16 protein-coding genes and 1 tRNA gene are annotated in these 17447 nt (G+C 63.3%); 5 read left to right on the plus strand and 12 right to left on the minus strand.

The window, feature by feature from the left end; translation table 11 throughout:
* Nucleotides 1-223 precede the first annotated feature (223 nt).
* Nucleotides 224-1732: a catalase gene (locus J2Z17_RS09640; protein WP_209944266.1), complete on the minus strand. Its 1509-nt coding sequence runs from the start codon at nt 1730-1732 to the stop codon at nt 224-226.
* Nucleotides 1733-1850: 118 nt separating this feature from the next.
* Here J2Z17_RS09640 and J2Z17_RS09645 point away from each other — a divergent pair, with 118 nt between their 5' ends.
* Nucleotides 1851-2756 carry a hydrogen peroxide-inducible genes activator gene (locus J2Z17_RS09645; protein WP_209944268.1) on the plus strand — a complete coding sequence of 302 codons (906 nt, stop codon included), beginning with the start codon at nt 1851-1853 and terminating at the stop codon, nt 2754-2756.
* Here J2Z17_RS09645 and J2Z17_RS09650 read toward each other — a convergent pair whose 3' ends face one another.
* From J2Z17_RS09650 to guaB, 6 genes are all read right to left on the minus strand, one after another.
* Nucleotides 2757-3629, minus strand: coding sequence for a 5'-nucleotidase, lipoprotein e(P4) family (locus tag J2Z17_RS09650; RefSeq protein ID WP_245223969.1), 873 nt, complete (start codon nt 3627-3629; stop codon nt 2757-2759).
* A gap of 194 nt (nt 3630-3823) precedes the next feature.
* Nucleotides 3824-4972: a DUF3734 domain-containing protein gene (locus J2Z17_RS09655; protein WP_209944270.1), complete on the minus strand. Its 1149-nt coding sequence runs from the start codon at nt 4970-4972 to the stop codon at nt 3824-3826.
* 121 nt (nt 4973-5093) lie between these two features.
* Nucleotides 5094-6122, minus strand: coding sequence for an alcohol dehydrogenase AdhP (adhP, locus tag J2Z17_RS09660; RefSeq protein WP_209944272.1), 1029 nt, complete (start codon nt 6120-6122; stop codon nt 5094-5096).
* Nucleotides 6123-6317: 195 nt separating this feature from the next.
* Nucleotides 6318-7208, minus strand: coding sequence for a dienelactone hydrolase family protein (locus J2Z17_RS09665; RefSeq protein WP_209944274.1), 891 nt, complete (start codon nt 7206-7208; stop codon nt 6318-6320).
* Between the two features lie 102 nt (nt 7209-7310).
* The gene (locus tag J2Z17_RS09670) at nt 7311-7727 is read right to left on the minus strand and encodes an MAPEG family protein (protein WP_209944276.1); all 417 of its coding nucleotides are present in this window, start codon (nt 7725-7727) and stop codon (nt 7311-7313) included.
* A gap of 85 nt (nt 7728-7812) precedes the next feature.
* Nucleotides 7813-9300 carry an IMP dehydrogenase gene (guaB, locus tag J2Z17_RS09675; RefSeq protein WP_209944278.1) on the minus strand — a complete coding sequence of 496 codons (1488 nt, stop codon included), beginning with the start codon at nt 9298-9300 and terminating at the stop codon, nt 7813-7815.
* A gap of 309 nt (nt 9301-9609) precedes the next feature.
* Here guaB and J2Z17_RS09680 point away from each other — a divergent pair, with 309 nt between their 5' ends.
* On the plus strand, nt 9610-9912 hold the full coding sequence (locus J2Z17_RS09680; protein WP_209944280.1) for an ATPase inhibitor subunit zeta: 303 nt from the start codon (nt 9610-9612) through the stop codon (nt 9910-9912).
* Between the two features lie 84 nt (nt 9913-9996).
* On the opposite strand, the gene J2Z17_RS09685 is transcribed toward J2Z17_RS09680, so the two are convergent.
* Nucleotides 9997-10983, minus strand: coding sequence for an MBL fold metallo-hydrolase (locus J2Z17_RS09685; protein WP_209944282.1), 987 nt, complete (start codon nt 10981-10983; stop codon nt 9997-9999).
* Nucleotides 10984-11201: 218 nt separating this feature from the next.
* Here J2Z17_RS09685 and J2Z17_RS09690 point away from each other — a divergent pair, with 218 nt between their 5' ends.
* The gene (locus J2Z17_RS09690; RefSeq protein WP_209944284.1) at nt 11202-12611 is read left to right on the plus strand and encodes an MFS transporter; all 1410 of its coding nucleotides are present in this window, start codon (nt 11202-11204) and stop codon (nt 12609-12611) included.
* A 30-nt stretch (nt 12612-12641) separates the two neighbouring features.
* On the opposite strand, the gene J2Z17_RS09695 is transcribed toward J2Z17_RS09690, so the two are convergent.
* Nucleotides 12642-13046: a winged helix-turn-helix transcriptional regulator gene (locus tag J2Z17_RS09695; RefSeq protein WP_209944286.1), complete on the minus strand. Its 405-nt coding sequence runs from the start codon at nt 13044-13046 to the stop codon at nt 12642-12644.
* A gap of 52 nt (nt 13047-13098) precedes the next feature.
* Here J2Z17_RS09695 and J2Z17_RS09700 point away from each other — a divergent pair, with 52 nt between their 5' ends.
* Nucleotides 13099-13914 carry an SDR family NAD(P)-dependent oxidoreductase gene (locus J2Z17_RS09700; protein WP_209944288.1) on the plus strand — a complete coding sequence of 272 codons (816 nt, stop codon included), beginning with the start codon at nt 13099-13101 and terminating at the stop codon, nt 13912-13914.
* Between the two features lie 9 nt (nt 13915-13923).
* On the opposite strand, the gene J2Z17_RS09705 is transcribed toward J2Z17_RS09700, so the two are convergent.
* A complete protein-coding gene (locus J2Z17_RS09705) occupies nt 13924-14661 on the minus strand; it encodes an RlmE family RNA methyltransferase (RefSeq protein ID WP_209944290.1) in 738 nt (245 codons plus the stop codon).
* A gap of 10 nt (nt 14662-14671) precedes the next feature.
* Complete coding sequence (locus J2Z17_RS09710; protein WP_209944292.1) at nt 14672-16249, minus strand: Ppx/GppA phosphatase family protein; 1578 nt, start codon at nt 16247-16249, stop codon at nt 14672-14674.
* Nucleotides 16250-16631: 382 nt separating this feature from the next.
* Between J2Z17_RS09710 and J2Z17_RS09715 the strand changes: the two genes are divergently transcribed.
* Nucleotides 16632-16705 (plus strand) — tRNA-Gln (locus J2Z17_RS09715).
* A 406-nt stretch (nt 16706-17111) separates the two neighbouring features.
* Here the strand turns inward: J2Z17_RS09715 and J2Z17_RS09720 are convergent.
* Nucleotides 17112-17447 (minus strand): ATP-binding protein (locus J2Z17_RS09720; protein WP_209944294.1); only part of this gene is annotated, 336 nt, incomplete at its 5' end.

Here is a 17447-nt window from a genome sequence, read left to right on the forward strand (position 1 = left end):
CTCTCCGACAGACGACAGGCCGTACCCGGCGAAGCGGCCAGACATTATCCCTGCGCCCGAGACGAAACAAGCAGGCGCGCGCAAGGCCGCGTCGATGTCGCGACGAGCGTTGCATTTGTCCCTCTCGCGGCCGCAATCCCGGCCGTCTGCCGCCGGTACGCGAAAGGGCGCCCGTTGCCGGGCGCCCTACGATCAGTTCACGGTGTGCACAGCCGCGTCCCGATTACTCGGCGGCCTGCGGCGTGTTTTCATCGACCGGGATGCCGTTCGGGTCATAGCCCTCGCCGGCATCGGCCAATGCCTTGCGCACGCCTGCACCATAGTCCGGATGGACGAGGTCGAAGTGGCGGCACTGGCGCTCCTTGATGTAGTCGGGAACACCCGCCATGGCGCCGGCGATATTGGCGCAGAGGCGCTGGCGCTCGCCATCATCCATCACCTCGGCAAACAGGGCCCGGACCTGGCTGTAGTCGTCATGGCCGGTGCGATGATCATAACGATCGGCATTGCCGGACACCTTCAGCGGCGGCTCCTTGGCCGACGGCTGCTCGACCGCGCCGTTGAACGAGTTCGGCTCGTAATAGGCGTTGACGTCGCCGGAGATCGAGCCGCCATAGACGTTCATCTCGCCATCGCGGTTGTAGTGATGGACGGGACATTTTGGGCGATTGACCGGGATCTGCTCGTAGTGGGTGCCGAGCCGGTGACGGTGAGCATCCGCATAGGAGAAGATGCGCGCCTGCAGCATCTTGTCCGGCGACCAGGAAATGCCCGGTACGATATTGGAGGGCGAAAAGGCGGCGTTCTCGATCTCGGAGAAATAATTGTCCGGATTGCGGTTCAGCTCGAAATGACCGACATCGATCGGCGGATAGTCGGCATGCGGCCAGACCTTGGTCAGGTCGAACGGGTTGAACGAGCAGGTCTCGGCCTCGAGTTCCGGCATCACCTGGATCTGCATCTTCCAGCGCGGGAAGCGGCCCTCTTCGATGGTGTTGTAGAGTGCCTCCTGGTAGCCCTCGCGGGTTTTGCCGACAATCTGCTCGGCCTCGGCATTGGAATAATGCTTGTGGCCCTGCTCGGTCTTGAAGTGGAACTTGACCCAGAAGCGCTCACCGGCATCGTTCCACAGCGAATAGGTGTGCGAGCCGTAGCCGTTCATGTGCATCGGATCGACCGGCAGGCCGCGGTCCGACATCAGGATGGTGACCTGGTGCAGGCTTTCCGGCGACAGCGACCAGAAGTCCCACATGGCGGTCGGCGAGCGCATATTGGTGCGCGGATGACGTTTCTGCGTGTGAATGAAGTCCGGGAACTTGTAGGCGTCGCGGACGAAGAACACCGGCGTGTTGTTGCCGACGAGGTCCCAGTTGCCTTCCTCGGTGTAGAATTTCAGCGCGAAACCGCGCACGTCGCGCTCATGGTCGGCGGCACCCTGCTCGCCGGCCACTGTCGAGAAGCGGGCCAGCATGGGGACTTCGGCGCCCGGCTGCAGCGCCTTGGCCTTGGTGTATCTGGAAATGTCGCCGGTGATCTTCAGCGTGCCATGCGCACCCCAGCCCTTGGCGTGCACGGTGCGTTCCGGAATACGCTCGCGGTTCTGGTGGGCGAGCTTTTCGATCAGCTGGTAATCCTGCAGCAGCAGCGGGCCGCGTTCGCCGGCCGACACCGAATTCTGATTATCGGGGATCGGCGACCCGGCGGTCGTCGTCAATGTGGGGCGATCGGTCATGATTTCCTCCGTTTGGTGTTTCGTGGGACCATGTAGGGTCCTGCAGCGGAAAATCTCGCACTTGCCAACGATAATCTCCAATCGTATTTATGAAAAACTACGATCGGAAAATCCTATCATGATTACCATCCGTCAAATGCGCTATTTCGATGCGCTGGCGACCACCCTGCATTTCGGCCGCGCCGCCAAGCTGGCCCATGTCAGCCAACCGGCGCTTTCGGCGCAGATCCAGGAAATGGAGAGCCATCTGGGCGTGACGCTGGTCGAGCGGTCCCGCGGCAACACGCTCTTGACCGACAAGGGCCGGGAAATCCTGGCGCATGTCCGGCGCATCCTCACAGACGTCGACAAGCTGGAGGAAGCGGCCCGGCAGCCGAGCGGTCAGCTGGAGGGCCTGCTGCGGCTCGGCATTATCCCCACCGTCGCGCCCTATCTGGTGCCCAAGGCCGTGCCGCACCTCAGATCCGCCTTTCCGCTGATCGAGCTGGAACTGAAGGAGGCCGTCACCGACCGGCTGATCGCCGACCTGCAGGAGGGACATCTCGACGCCGCGATCGTCGCCCTGCCGCTCGACCACGACGCCCTGACCGAAAGACCGCTTTTCACCGACCGCTTCTTCATGGCGATCGCCGACAACGACAATCTCGTGCTGATGTCGCCGATGACCGAGACGTCGGTCGACACGGACCGGCTGCTGCTGCTGGAGGAAGGCCATTGCCTGCGCGATCAGGCGCTCGCGGTCTGCAAGACGGCGGGCCGGCGCAGCCTCGTCAATGTGGGGGCGACCTCGATGTCGACGCTGTTGCAGATGGTCTCGCATGATATGGGCATGACCCTGATCCCGGAAATGGCAATCGAGACCGAGACGGCGCGCAATGCGCTCAGGATCGTGCCGTTTGCCGATCCGCAGCCTTCGCGGCAGATCGGGCTTGCCTGGCGCCGCTCGTCGCGACGCCTGGCCGAGATGAATGCACTGGCCGACGCGCTCGCCGCCAGTGCCGTTTCGCTGCAGAGAGCGGACTGATCAGTTCTTCGGCGTCCAGCCGTCGAGCGCGTCGATCTTCTTCTTGCGGCGCTCGTCCGCCGACAGCTTGTAATCCGAGAGGAAGGGCGCGCTTTCGAACGAGCCATATTCCGGATTGGGCAGCACCAGCCAGTCCTTGCCCCAGTGGCTCTGGGCCTTTTCGAACACCGCCTGCCGTTCTTCCAGCGTGCCCTTGTAGTCGTCGGTGAAGTCGGAGAAATTGTCGCCGAGCATCAGCAGCACGCGGTAATCCTTGGCCACCAGCTGGTCGCGACTGCCCTTGGGCGAGCCCCATTCTTCCTTTTCACCCTTGGTCAGCAGCGTATCGACATTGCCGCCCATCGGGAAGCCGAGCTTTTCCATGTTGGTGGCTGTCGCCGACTCTTCTTCCTTGGTACGGTTGGTGATGTAGAAAACCTTCACGCCCTTGGATGCCGCATATTGGGTGAATTCGACAGCACCCGGCATCGCCGTGGTCTGTTCGGAGTTCACATAGGCCGTCCATTCCTTGGGGCTGAAATCGGTGCCGTCCTTGACCAGATGCGCTTCGTAGAGATTGTTGTCGAGAATGGTCTCGTCGCAGTCGAGGATGATCGCGGTCGGCATGTCGGAGACCTTGGCCGCATCCTGCATCTCGGGCAGCGCCGTCCAGCTCTTGTCGGCCAGAGCCTCGTCGAGGCGTATCCTGGCAAGCGCGAAGGTGCCGAGGACATTGCCCTTGTACTCGACCGATTTCTGCATCCACAGGGTCGCATTCAACAGGTCGTTCTGCGGCACGCTCTCGTCGGCGAAGGCCGGAGCGGATACGGCAAAGGCAAGCGCCACGCCGGCCGACAGGGCCAGACGCTTCATCTTCAAAGGGGCCAGGCTCATGCTTGTTCTCCACGGATGTTGTCGTTGATCGGCATGCGCGGGACACGATCGGCAACGGCGGTCACGGGGCCGCGCATCCAGACAATCTAGAGGGAATGGCCTGTTGGAGAAGCTTTTATTTCGCGACCGCACAATTTCGCGCGGCCGAAGGCCGGTCGGTGTGGCAAAGGACCTGGCCTGGGCAGATGCTTTGCTTACATCCTCTCGGAAAACGCGGCATCCTCGGTCACCCTGGCATGCTTGCCGGCAAGGTCGAAGATCTGGATGCCCTTTTTCGGCCGTTTGCGGGTTTTCCAGGCCTTGTGTTCGAGGGTCGTCATCACGTCGTCATAGCCGGCGCGCCAGTGATCCTCGATGGTGGCACGGGAGAATTCCGCATCCATGCCGTGGAACAGGTTCGCCGCCTTGCGATGGATCAGGTGGACGATGGTGACATCATATTCCACGCCCGCCGAGGCGAGAATCCTGGCATCCTCGTCGTCGCGCATCTCCGGCGGCAACTTCTCCAGCAGCCGCTTGGCCGCGCGCCGCAGGATCTGCTTGCGGGCGAATTCGTCGGTGTTCATGCGTGTGCGACTGGAGAAGCGGATCTCCTTGGTGCGCGCCTCGACCTCGAACTGGTCGCGTGGAATCTGGCCCCTGGCCGAAAACAGATCGACCTGGAAGATGCAGAGATCCTGATCCGATCCGCTCTTGTTGAGCACGTATTGCAGCGGCGTATTGGACACCAGGCCCCCGTCCCAATAGTGGGCACCGTCGATCTCGATCGGGGCAAATCCCGGCGGCAGCGCGCCGGACGCCGCTACATGGCGGGCATTGAGACATTCCTTGCGGTTGTCGAAATAGGCGAAGTTGCCGCTCGTCACATTGACGGCGCCGAGGCTGAGGCGAATGTCCGACTGCTGCAGGAAGTCGAAATCGACGAGCGTTTCCAGCGTGTCGATCAACGGTTGGGTATCGTAAAAGCTGATCAGGCTCTCCGGATTGAGGAGCAACTGATAGGGCGTGTAGAGCCTCGGCGAAAAGAAGCCCGGAACCCCTGTCATCGCCGAGGTCATCGCCGAGACCTCGTTGAACAGCCGGCGAAACGCCGGATCCTCGGGCGCCCAGCCGGCATCGAAGCCGGAGGATGCGCGGTCCCAGAAGCGGCGCAGATGTTCCACGCGCCTTTCCCTCGGCGTGCCGGCGATGATTGCCGAATTGATCGCTCCGATCGAGATGCCGGCGAGCCAGTCGGGTTCGATTCCAGTCTTGTGCAAGGCCTCGTAGGCACCCGCCTGGTAAGCGCCGAGCGCACCGCCACCTTGGAAAACGATGACATTGGTCGTTAGGCGTTCGGACATGGCGCAGTCGCTCCGCTGATTACTTCGCAACCGCGAAGGTAATGCGTGCAATGCGACATATCAAAGGATGGCGGCAAAAAAGGCGGCGATCTCTCTCCACCGCCGCCCTTTGGGCTCAAGGTCAGGCAGCAAGGTCCAGAACGATGCGGCCGTCGATCTTGCCTTGCTTCATCCGGTCGAAGATCGCGTTGATGTTTTCGAGCTTGTCCCAGGAGAAGTGGGACTTCACCTTGCCCTCTCCGGCAAACACCAGCGATTCCTCGAGATCCTGCCGGGTGCCGACGATCGAGCCGCGCACGGTGATGCGCTTCAGCACGGTGTCGAACACCGGCAGCGAGATGAAGCCCGGCGGCAGACCGACCAGCGACATCGTGCCCTTGGCCCGCAGGAAGCCATAGGCCTGCTCCATGGCCTTTGGCGATACCGCGGTTACCAGCGCACCATGCGTGCCGCCGGTTGCCGTCTGCACCTGCTCCACCGCATCCGCGGCGGTGCCGTTCACGGTGACATCGGCACCGAGTTCGCGGGCCAGGGCCAGCTTGTCCTCGAAGATATCGGCGGCGACCACGTGCATGCCCATCGCCTTGGCATATTGCACGGCCATGTGACCGAGCCCGCCGATCCCGGAGATCACCACCCATTCGCCGGGCTTCACCTCGGTTTCCTTCAGGCCCTTGTAGACGGTCACCCCGGCACAAAGCACCGGCGCGGCCGGACCGAATTCCAGATTGTCCGGCAGGCGTCCGACGAAGTCGGGATCGGCCAGACCATATTGGGCAAAGGTGCCATTGACCGAATAGCCGGTGTTCTGCTGGCTACCGCAAAGCGTCTCCCAGCCGGTGCGGCACGGCGTGCAGCAGCCGCAGGCGGTATGCAGCCAGGGCACGCCGACCCGGTCGCCTTCCTTGATCCGGCTGACCCCTGCCCCGAGTTTGGCCACATAGCCGACACCTTCATGGCCGGGCACGAAGGGCGGGCTCGGCTTGACCGGCCAGTCTCCATTGGCGGCATGCAGATCGGTGTGGCAGACGCCGGTCGCCTCGTATTTCACCAGGATCTGCCCGGGCCCCGGCTGCGGGATCGGCAGTTCCTCGATCGTCAGGGGTTCGCCGAATGCGCGAACGACGGCGGCTTTCATGGTGTCGGCCATGGCTCTTCTCCTTGTCGGCGCCGTAGGTTACGGCGATCCATTCCGGCCCTTCGAGCGGGATGCTCCCGGTGCCTTTTCGAAGGGAAGAATAGGCCTTTGCCGCAGCGAAGGTTTGACCCCGGTCAAGCGAAGGAGAGATCGGGGAGAAATCCGGACCGGCATGGCGGGCGGCAAGGCGCCGCCCGGAGCCTGCCGTCAGGCGAGGTTCTTTTTCAGGAATGCCACGGTCCGCGACCAGGCAAGATCGGCCGCCGCCTTGTCGTAGCGGGCCGCCGAGGTGTCGTTGTTGAAGGCATGGTTGACGCCGTCATAGACATAGATCTCGAAGCTTTTGCCATTCGCCTCGAGCGCTGTGCGGTAGGCATCGATGCCGGCATTGATGCGCTCGTCGAGCCCGCCATAGTGGAGCATCAACGGTGCCTTGATCTTCGGCACATCCTCGGCCGGTGGCTGGGCGCCATAATAGGCGACCGCAGCACCCAGATCCGGCGAGGCGACGGCCAGCCGGTTGACCATGCCGCCACCCCAGCAAAAGCCGATTGCGCCGACCTTGCCATTGACCTTGTCATGGCCGGCAAGGAAGGTCTCGGTGGCCACCGCATTGTCGACGGTCGCGCCCATGTCGAGCGAGGAGAACATGTTGCGCGCCGCATCCTCGTCGGTCGGTGTTCCGCCCTGCGGCGACAGGAAATCCGGCGCCAGGGCGGCGAATCCCTCCAGCGCCATGCGCCGGGCGATATCCTTGATATGCGGGTTGAGACCGCGGTTCTCATGGATGACGACGACGCCGGGCAGCGGCCCGGTCGCCTCCTTCGGCAAGGCGAGATAGCCCTTCATCTCGGATCCCGCACCGGGATAGGTGATGTCCTGAATGTCGAGCCGGGCATCGCCTTCTTCGACAACAGCCGCCCTGGCCGAACTCGCCGCCAGCATGGGGGCGATCGCGGCCGCGGCAGCGCCGGAACCGGCAAGCATGGTCAGCCGCTCCATGAAACGGCGGCGATCAAGGGTCAGATGGGTATATTCGTCATAGGCGTCGATCATCGCCTGACTGATCTTCGGCTCGGCAGTCTTTGGCTCCGTCATGGCTTTCCCTCCCGAATTGAAACGTATCCGGGGAAACAATACGGAGCAAAGGCGACGGGCCAAAGACACAAGCGCGTGACCTTGACGGGCGGACCTGCGCCCTCAGCTCGTCGCCATCCAGACGGCGAGCCATATCCACATGGCGCCGAGCACCAGATAGCCCGAGATGAACATGTAGAAACGGAAGCGGATGCGGTTGGTCGTCACATGCACGGCCGCATGCGCATAGCGGGTGGCGACGAAGAGCCAGGCCAGCAGCACCGCGGCCAGATTGTCGGCCTCGGCGATGTAGAGCAGGATGCAGCAGACATAGAAGAGCACAGGCAGTTCGAACTGGTTGCCTATGGCGTTGAGCACGCCCTGGCTCTCCGGCGGCTCGCCCATGCTCCAGCGGACATTGTCGGCATTGATCCGCCGCTCGCGAAACAGCCGGCCGCGGCGGATGCGCAACAGCCCGTAAAGGCCATAGACGAGCAAAACATGGGCCAGGATCGGCCAGAAGATCTGAAACCCGGTCATGCGTCGCTCCGCCTCCTTGGGCATTGTCTAAAGGTCGAAACCGGCGGCAGCCTTAGGGATGCCGCCGGACAGGCATGCGGTCCGGTCAGGCGCCGGGGTAGTTCGGGCTTTCGCGGGTGATGGTCACGCCGTGCGGATGGCTTTCGCGCAGGCCCGCGCCGGAAATGCGCACGAAGGTCGCCTTTTCCTGGAAGTCTTGGATGTCCTTGCCGCCGACATAGCCCATGGCCGCCTTCAGGCCGCCGGCCAGCTGGTGCAGGACCGCCGACACCGGGCCCTTGTAGGGAACCTGGCCTTCGATGCCTTCGGGCACCAGCTTCAGCGTGTCGCGCACTTCCGCCTGGAAATAGCGGTCCGCCGAGCCGCGGGCCATGGCGCCGACAGATCCCATGCCGCGATAGGCCTTGAACGAGCGACCCTGGTAAAGATAGACCTCGCCCGGGCTTTCGTCGGTGCCGGCCAGCAGCGAGCCGACCATGACGGCCGAGGCACCGGCAGCGATCGCCTTTGCCATGTCACCGGAAAACTTGATGCCGCCATCGGCGATCACCGGAATACCGTGCTTGGATCCCTCTTCCGCCGCGGCCATGACGGCGGCCAGCTGCGGCACGCCGACGCCGGCGACCACGCGGGTCGTGCAGATCGACCCGGGGCCGATACCGACCTTGATGCAGTCGGCGCCCGCATCGATCAGGGCGCGTGTGCCTTCCGCGGTCGCCACATTGCCGGCGATGATGCGTACGGCGTTCGACATCCGCTTGGTGGCGGCCACCGCATCCAGCACCTTCTGCGAATGACCATGCGCCGTGTCGACGACGATGACGTCGACGCCGGCATCGATCAACCGCTCGGCGCGTTCGACGCCATCCGAACCGGTGGAGATGGCGGCCGCCACGCGCAGGCGCCCATGGGCATCCTTGGCGGCATTCGGGTTCAGCTGGCTCTTTTCGATGTCCTTGACCGTGATCAGGCCGATGCAGCGACCGTCGGCATCGACCACCAGCAGCTTTTCGATGCGGTGGGAGTGCAGCAGCCGCTTGGCTTCCTGCTGATCGACGCTCTCGTTGACCGTGATCAGGTTGTCCTTGGTCATCAGCTCGTGAATTTTCTGGCTGTGATCGGAGGCAAAGCGCACGTCGCGATTGGTCAGGATACCGACGAGACGACCGGGGCGACCGCCGTTTTCGACGACCGGAATGCCGGAAATGCCATGCGCCTTCATCAGCGCCAGGGCTTCGGCCAGGGTCTCTTCGGGTCCGATGGTCACCGGATTGACGACCATGCCGCTTTCGAACTTCTTGACCTGGCGCACTTCCTCGGCCTGTTCGATCGGCGTCAGATTGCGGTGGATAACCCCCATGCCGCCCGACTGGGCCATGGCGATGGCCAGCCGGCTCTCGGTGACGGTGTCCATGGCCGACGAAATGATCGGGAGCGAAAGGTCGATGTCCTTGGCAATCCGCGTCGCGATATTGGTCTGTCCCGGCATGACCTCCGAATGCCCCGGCTGGAGGAGGACATCATCAAAGGTCAGCGCTTCCGCGCCAGTTGCCGTCGTTACGATGCGTGCCATTGCCAATTCCTTCGTGTGGAAATGCGGGGATCGCTGCCGGACAGAATGAACGACCGGTTGTCCCTGCATGATGCGTGGAAGTTGGCGAGGGCTCGTAACACGTTCATGACAGGAAGGGAATAGCCAACAGCTATGCGGCCAGCGCCTAGCCGCTGCGCACTCAAAGGGGTTCCTCGCGCCCGCAAATTGCCTTAGGTCCGACAATTTTCCGCCGAGCCTATACGATTTGTTCGTATATGCAGATCAAATTAGAAAATACTAAAAAATGAAAGCGCTCCGGCGGGCGTGTCGAACAGGAAGGAAAATACCATGAGTGCACATGCTATCCCGTCTCTCCGTGAGACCCAATTGGCCGCGCAGCAGGACATGCTTGCCAAGGTTCAGGACCGTCGCAACCACATGGTTGCCGAATGGGCCGCGAAGGCCATGGGCAAGAGCAATGCGGACGTCTACTCCCACGTGCTGAATGCTGCCAACGGCAATGACGAGAAGGAAATCGCCAAGCAGCTGCGCAGCGAACTGGCCCAGGCCGGCGTCGCCCTGACGATCAACGAGATCCGCGCCTGTCTCGAAGAAATGCTCGACCAGGCCGCGCTGGAAGTCAGCCACTGATCGCTGCGGCGACATCGCAATCTCGATAAAGACAAGACGGGCGGCCTATCGAGCCGCCCGCTGTCATGTCCGGGCCTGAGTTCCTCAGACCTCGAACTGGTAGGTGACCGGCACGAAACGGTAGCCGGTGTCGAGCTTTTCCGCATAACCAAGCGCCGGATAGGGCATGTGGTAGCCGAGAAAGGCCAGCCTGTCGGTGGCGATCATGTCGAACACGCGCTTGCGGGTCTCGGCCGCCACCTTCTTGTCCATGTCGAAACGGACTTCCCAATCGGGACGCTGCAGCGACAGTACGAAATGATTGGCGGTATCGGCCGTCAGGATCAGCGTCTTGCCGCCCGATTCGACCTTGTAGATCATGTGGCCGGGCGTATGGCCGAAAGCGGCCATGGCCGAGATGCCGGAGACCACTTCGGCGCCGTCGACGATGAAGGTCATCTGGTCGGACAAGGGCTTTACCTTCTCCATCACCGCCTTGTGATTGGCTTCCGCCGGCGTGCCGACACGGGCGTCGTCCGTCCAGAAATCATATTCCGTCTGGCCCGTGATGTAGCGGGCATTCGGAAAGGCCGGCTCGCCCTTCTCCATCAGGCCGCCGATATGGTCGCCATGCATATGGGTGATGACGACGGCGGTGACCTGCTCGCGGGTATAGCCGGCGGCCGTCATGCCCTCGATCAGCCGCCCTCCCCCATTGGCCCGCGCCCCTTCGCCAAGACCCGTATCGAACAGGATGACGTCGGAACCGGTATTGATCAGCACCGGCGAGAAGGTGTTGACGAACTTGTCGGTCGGCAGGAAATTCTTCTCCAGCAGCGCGGCGACCTCTTCCTTCGGCTGGTCGGTACCGAAGGTGCCGCCGGGATCATCGGACGCGCTCGCCCCGTCTCGCACGACCACCATGTCGAAATCGCCGATCTTGTAGACCGAGGTCGGCGGCGGCATGGCGTGATCGATACTGGCCGACTGCGATGCGTCCTGCGCCGTGGCCGCCCGCGTCATCAACATCGGTGCGGCAAGCGTTGCAGCACCCCCGGCTGCGAGCAGTTTGCGTCTGTCGAGCATTACCATTTTGACCCTCCTTTTGTCCCCCGGCAGTGATTTTCAGGGGCTGCCGGTCCACTGGCACATATAACCGGCAGGTCTAAGGCGGGAAGCGCAATCACCAAGACGTGATGGCCGCAGCTGCCTTCCGATGAAGACCGCGTCCCGGCATGCGAATTCAATGATTGGCAGTCGTCGAAGAGAGGGCTAGAAGGGGGAGCATCTTCCGGACGTCTTATCACCTCATGAACCGCATCGTTCCCCTCATCCTCGCCGTCGCCCTGTTCATGGAAAACATGGATTCGACGGTCATATCGACCGCCCTTCCGGCCATTGCCCGGGATCTGGATGTGGGACCGATCACGCTGAAGCTGGCGCTGACCTCGTATATGGTAGCGCTAGCAATCTTCATTCCGATCAGCGGCTGGATGGCCGACAAGTTCGGCGCCAAGCGGATCTTCCGCTTCGCCATCTTCGTCTTCCTGATCGGCTCGATCGCCTGCGCCTTTTCGGGCTCGCTGCTGTCCTTCGTCGGCTCGCGCTTCCTGCAGGGCATGGGCGGCGCGATGATGACACCGGTCGCGCGCCTCGTGCTGCTGCGCACCACCTCGCGCTCCGACCTCGTCTCGGCGATGGCGCTGTTGACCATTCCAGGTCTTGTCGGCCCGCTGACGGGCCCGCCGGTCGGCGGCTTCATCACCACCTATTTCACCTGGCACTGGATCTTCCTGATCAATGTCCCCATCGGCATTCTCGGCATGGTGCTGTCGACCATCTACCTGCCGGACATCGAGAAGATGGAACCGCCACCGATCGACTGGACCGGCTTCCTGCTTGTTGCTCTGTTCGCCGCCGGCATCGTCTTCGGGCTCTCCGTCATTTCGCTGCCGGCCCTGCCGCCGGCCGTCGGGATCACCACAACGGCGGTTGGCATTCTCTCGGGCATCGCCTATCCGTTTCATGCCCGGCGCCACCCCTCCCCGATCCTCCGGCTCGAACTCTTCCAGAACAGGCTTTTCCGCGCGGCTCAGACCGGCGGCACCGCCTTCCGGATTGCCACCGGGGCGATCCCCTTCCTGATGCCGCTGATGCTGCAGCTCGGCTTCGGCATGACGCCGTTCCAGTCCGGGCTCACCACCTTCGTCGGCGCCGGCGGCGCGTTGATGACGAAGTTCATCGCCAAGCGCATGTTTGCCGCCCTTGGCTTCCGCTCGCTGCTGGTCGGCGCCGGCACGCTCGGCGCCCTGACCACCTATGCCAACGCCTTCTTCACCCCCGAGACGCCGATCGCGCTCATTGTCGCCTTCCTTGGTTTTTCCGGTTTCTTCCGGTCCTTCTTCTTCACCGGCACGAACGCGCTGGGCTATGCCGACATATCCAATGCCGAGGCCAGCCAGGCGACGTCGATTGCCTCGGTGCTGCAGCAGATGAGCCTCGCGATCGGGGTTGCCTGCGCCGCCTTCATCCTGGAAGCCTGCGAATATGTGTCGGGCGAAAGCCTGACGGTCGGCAATTTCCACATCGCCTTTGCCGTCGTCGCCACCCTGTCGCTGCTCGCGGTCATTCCCTATCTCAGATTGCCACGCGATGCCGGTTCGGACGTCTCCGGCCACCGCCGACCGATCGATTCGCAGGCAGAAGTGCCGGCGAAATAGACGATCGGCATGACGGCCGCCGGCATCCGTTCACGGCGCGTCAGCCCGCGGATCGGCAAGGCCGGTGGCATGGCCGGTGGAGAAGCGCCGCATCGCCATCAGCACCGGCAGCAGACGCAACCCGTCTTCCGACAGCCGGTATTCGACCCTGAGCGGCTTTTCCTCATAGTCGATCCGATGGACGAGCCCGTCCGCCTCCAGTTCCCGCAGATGCTGCGTCAGCATCTTCTGCGAGACCCCCGGCAGGTCGCGCAACAGGGCCGAGCTGCGCAGCGCCGGGTCCGCATAGAGACGGAAGAGAATCGGCAGCTTCCAGCGGCCCTGGATCATCTTCAGCACCCGCGTCACATGAGCGACCGAACCATCCGGCCCGAGACACTGCTCGCGGCCTTGCGCCTGCGTAGGCACATTAAAGTGCGTACTTGTGCCGTCCATTGCCGTCTTCCTATGTGTCAGCCACGCAGGAAACAAGGATGGGATCTCGACCATGGAATTGCAACTGGAAGGCCGGACGGCGCTCGTGACCGGCAGCAGCAAGGGTATCGGCGAGGCGATCGCCCGCGCGCTCGCCCGCGAGAAGGCAACGGTGCTCGTGCATGGCCGTGACCCTGCTAAGACCGAAGCGGTCAGCCGTTCGATCACGGCCGCCGGCGGTGCCGCCCATGCCGTCTTCGGCGATCTGACGCGCGACGACGACGTGGCGGAGCTTCTCGCCTCGGCAAGAAGAATTGCCGGCAGCATCGACATCGTCGTCAACAATGCCGGGGGTTCCGGCGGCGACCGGGAAACCTGGAACGACACGCAGGCCGCCACCTGGTCGTCCACCTATGACCGCAACGTGCTCGCGGCCTTGAGGATAACCGCGCCGCTTCTGCCGGGCATGCGACAGGCCGGATGGGGACGGGTGATCAACATTTCCAGCCTTGCCGCCGTCATGGCGCCGCCCTCCGGCCCCGGTTACGCTGCCGCCAAGGCCGGTATCAACGCGTTGACGGCATCGATGGCAAAGGCGATCGCGGGCAATGGCATCACCGTCAACGCGGTTTCGCCCGGCACCATTCACAGTGCGGCGCTCGACACGCGATTTCGCGAGACGGCCGCCGAGCGGGGTTTCGCCAAGGTCGATGCGCCCTGGGAGGAGATCGAGCGCGCGGTGCTGCCGCTCTTTGCCCAGGTGCCGGTTGGCCGCGTCGGGCGGCTGGAGGACATCGCCGATGCCGTCGCCTTTCTGGCAAGCCCGCTTGCCGGCTACATCACCGGCATCAACCTGCGGATCGACGGCGGCCTGTCGCCGAGCCTTTGATAGTCCCGCTCAGCCCGAGACCTCGGGCGCGTCGTCCTCGGCGTGATCGGCTTCGTCGTCATTTCCCGCCTTGCGGCCCTTGAAGCCCTTGGCAAGCAGGAACATCTCGACCGATTCCTGACGAGAGGAGGCCGGCTTGATGTGGATGACCTGGCGGAAATTCTGCTTCAGCATGGCGAGCAGGTCGTGCTCCGTGCCGCCCTGGAAGGTCTTGGCGAGAAAATGTCCGCCTTCGGCCAGAACCTCGACGGCGAAATAGGCCGCCACTTCGCAGAGATGCATGGTGCGGATATGGTCGGTCTTCTTGTGGCCGGTTGTCGGCGCTGCCATGTCGGAGAGCACCACATCAGGCGTGCCGCCGACGGCGGCCATCAGCTTGTCCGGGGCCGTCGGATCGAGGAAGTCGAGCTCGAGAAACTTCACCCCGGGTATCTGCGCCATTTCGAGAAAATCGATCGCGGCGACGCGGATGTCGTCCTCGGTCGAGCTTGTGACCTTGGCGGCGATCTGCGACCAGCTGCCGGGCGCCGCACCCAGGTCGATGATGCGACGGGCGCCTTTCAGGATCTGGTGCTTCTCGTCGATTTCCAGCAGCTTGAAGGCGGCGCGCGCGCGGTAGCCCTCGAGCTTGGCACGCTGCACATAGGGGTCGTTGATATGGCGCTCGAGCCAGCGGCGGGACGAGGCCTTCAGCTTGCCCTTCTTCACCCTCTGGCCGAGCTTGCGGCCGACTGGTGTCTTGGTCATGGCATGTTCCTCAAAGCTCTCGGTCGCGCAGCGGACGGCGGCTGCGGCCGCGCCGCCAGACCCCGTCATCGGCCATCATGTCGGTCAACAGGCCTTCACGCAGCCCCCTGTCGGCCACCCGCATGCGGCTTGCCGGCCAGCGGCGGCGGATTGCCTCCAGAATGGCGCAGCCCGCCAGCACCAGATCGGCGCGGTCGGGCCCGATGCAAGGATTGGCCGCGCGCTCGGTATAATCCCAGGACAGAAGCTTGGCCTGCATGGCGGAAACCTCGTCGTCGGAGAGCCACAGGCCGTCCACCCGGCGCCGATCATAGCGCGGCAGATCCAGATGCACACCGGCCAGCGTGGTCACCGTTCCGGACGTGCCGATCAGATGCAGGCCGGCATCGACGAAGTCAGGGCAGTCGAAATGGCCAAGCATGCCGGTGACTTCGCCGATCATCGCCTCGAAAATGTCCGGCGTCACGTCGCGGCCGCCATGGCGCTCCGACAGGGTGACGACACCGACCGGCAGCGAGGTCCAGTGGGTGATATGATGGGCGAGCCGGCTGGCGCGGTTGCCGCCGATGCGGATTACCGCGATCTCGGAGGAGCCGCCGCCGATATCGAACAGCACGACCGAGCGGGCCTCGCGGCCGACCAGCGACGAGCAGCCGGACACGGCAAGCCGCGCCTCGGTTTCGCGGTTGATGATTTCGAGTTCCAGGCCGGTTTCGCGGGTGACGCGGTCGAGGAATTCCTCGCCGTTTGCCGCCGCGCGGCAGGCTTCGGTGGCAATCAAGCGCATGCGGCGGATCTTGCGCCCGGCAAGCTTGGCCGCGCAGATCTTCAATGCCTCGACCGCGCGGTCCATGGCATCGTCCGACAGGCGGCCGCTGGCCCCGAGCCCCTCGCCAAGCCGCACGATGCGCGAAAAGGCATCGACCACCCGGAAATTGCCGGGCTTGGTCGGCTGGGCGATGAGCAGACGGCAATTGTTGGTGCCGAGATCGAGCGCCGCATAGAGATCGGGCGTGCTGGCCGGCTGGACAGCCGGCGCCGGACCCGACGGACGCCCCTCGGCCGCGCGTACAGAAATCGGCCCGATGTCCGGCACGACAACCGGCACGACCGCGTTCGGCTGGGCCGCACCCGGACCACCGGTGCGGCGATTGCGCCGACGGCGACGTTTCTTGGTGGATTTGGCCAGACTTGTCGGTCCGCCATCATTGCGCTGGGTATCATCGCCGGCCGGGTCGGCAGGCCGCGCGCCCGGGCGCTCGCGCGCCTGCACCGGCCGGATCTGGCCGGGTCGCACCTGACCGGATTTTGCCTGGCCTGCGGCGGGCGCCTGACCGGGCACGCCCGGCTTGCCGCCCCCACGCCTGCGACGCTTGCGCTTGCGGAGGGATTTCCCCTCGCCTTGATCGGGACGCTCGGCCGGCTCGGGAGTTTTTGCCCCTTCGCTGGCGCCTGCAGGCGCCGGGTTCGACGAAGCGGATTTCCCCCTTCGTTTTCCCCTGCTGCGCCGGGAAGCCTTGGCTTCCTCGCGCGGCTTGGCCGACGCCCCGTCGATGTGCGGCTTCGCGCCGCTCTCGGGGTCAGTCAATGTCGCTTCCTTGAGCACCGCGCATCTCCCGAACCGGGGTGCAGCTGGCGCAATCTTCATTACGGTTGGTATCAGCATACCAGCGACACATCGCTTCGCCAACCGCTTTCTCGCGGCGTGACCTGCCACGCCGCAGACAGCCTGCGCGAGGCCCTTGCGCCCGCATCATCCGCCGACGCCGGCCTCCATGGCATCTGTCAGGCAGATACCCCGCCGCACAGACCGACGAGCCAAGCAATGGCACCCCCCACAACCGCCGGCCCAAGCGCCGATCGAGCACCACGGACAGAGGCTCGATTTTTTTTGCCGAAACCTATTTGCATTCTTTCCTGTTTTGGTTATAAGCCGCCTCACCGACGGGCCACACCGGTCCGTATCCTGTTGGGGAATAGTTCAACGGTAGAACGACGGACTCTGACTCCGTTAATCTTGGTTCGAATCCAGGTTCCCCAGCCAATTCTTATTTTACCATATATATCAGAGCGTTATGAGTTGCTGCGTACCCCAAAGTGTACCGCGCAATGTACCTCAATGGGCGACTACGCTCCCATGCTCAGGATCACCTCATTTACCTTAGTCAAACATCCTTTAATGTCATCGGCTGGTCAGATCGACATTAGGATCGACTTCATCAAACTCTACGTCAGAGAGCTAATGCATTGCGGCCTCATATTCTGCGAAGAACGGCGATTTAGCTGCCTCCTACGATCCATCTCAGGCTTACCTGCCTACCGAGGATAGGCGCTGTTCGATTGCAACTTCTCAGCCAGCCGCCGAAATAACGCCACAGTGTTGATTTCCACGCGGAACTGAGCCGGTTTTTCCACCGAGAAGTGAGCCACCTCTGAGTATGGTTTTTTGATCAGGCTTTGGTCAAGGGATTGGTCTTTTCTCCTCTCTTTTGTGCTGCGGCGGCCGAGCTGGCCTTGAATCGGAAGCTGTCGTTTCCGGTTTCCAAGATGTGGCAACGGTGGGTCAGGCGATCGAGGAGAGCTGTCGTCATCTTGGCGTCGCCGAAGACGGTGGCCCATTCGCTGAAGCTGAGGTTGGTGGTGATGATCACGCTGGTGCGCTCGTAAAGCTTGCTTAGCAGGTGGAAGAGCAGCGCTCCCCCTGAGGCACTGAACGGAAGGTATCCCAATTCATCGAGGATCAGGAGATCGAGGCGAACCAGGGTTTCAGCGATCTGTCCTGCCTT

Source organism: Heterorhizobium halophytocola (genome assembly GCF_017873095.1).
Classification (GTDB): Bacteria; Pseudomonadota; Alphaproteobacteria; order Rhizobiales; family Rhizobiaceae; genus Allorhizobium; species Allorhizobium halophytocola.

Coding starts and splice junctions, on each gene's coding strand:
- J2Z17_RS09640 (WP_209944266.1), bottom strand. CDS start 1,732: ATGACCGATCGCCCCACATTGACGACGACCGCCGGGTCGCCGATCCCC.
- J2Z17_RS09645 (WP_209944268.1), top strand. CDS start 1,851: ATGATTACCATCCGTCAAATGCGCTATTTCGATGCGCTGGCGACCACC.
- J2Z17_RS09650 (WP_245223969.1), bottom strand. CDS start 3,629: ATGAGCCTGGCCCCTTTGAAGATGAAGCGTCTGGCCCTGTCGGCCGGC.
- J2Z17_RS09655 (WP_209944270.1), bottom strand. CDS start 4,972: ATGTCCGAACGCCTAACGACCAATGTCATCGTTTTCCAAGGTGGCGGT.
- adhP (WP_209944272.1), bottom strand. CDS start 6,122: ATGGCCGACACCATGAAAGCCGCCGTCGTTCGCGCATTCGGCGAACCC.
- J2Z17_RS09665 (WP_209944274.1), bottom strand. CDS start 7,208: ATGACGGAGCCAAAGACTGCCGAGCCGAAGATCAGTCAGGCGATGATC.
- J2Z17_RS09670 (WP_209944276.1), bottom strand. CDS start 7,727: ATGACCGGGTTTCAGATCTTCTGGCCGATCCTGGCCCATGTTTTGCTC.
- guaB (WP_209944278.1), bottom strand. CDS start 9,300: ATGGCACGCATCGTAACGACGGCAACTGGCGCGGAAGCGCTGACCTTT.
- J2Z17_RS09680 (WP_209944280.1), top strand. CDS start 9,610: ATGAGTGCACATGCTATCCCGTCTCTCCGTGAGACCCAATTGGCCGCG.
- J2Z17_RS09685 (WP_209944282.1), bottom strand. CDS start 10,983: ATGGTAATGCTCGACAGACGCAAACTGCTCGCAGCCGGGGGTGCTGCA.
- J2Z17_RS09690 (WP_209944284.1), top strand. CDS start 11,202: ATGAACCGCATCGTTCCCCTCATCCTCGCCGTCGCCCTGTTCATGGAA.
- J2Z17_RS09695 (WP_209944286.1), bottom strand. CDS start 13,046: ATGGACGGCACAAGTACGCACTTTAATGTGCCTACGCAGGCGCAAGGC.
- J2Z17_RS09700 (WP_209944288.1), top strand. CDS start 13,099: ATGGAATTGCAACTGGAAGGCCGGACGGCGCTCGTGACCGGCAGCAGC.
- J2Z17_RS09705 (WP_209944290.1), bottom strand. CDS start 14,661: ATGACCAAGACACCAGTCGGCCGCAAGCTCGGCCAGAGGGTGAAGAAG.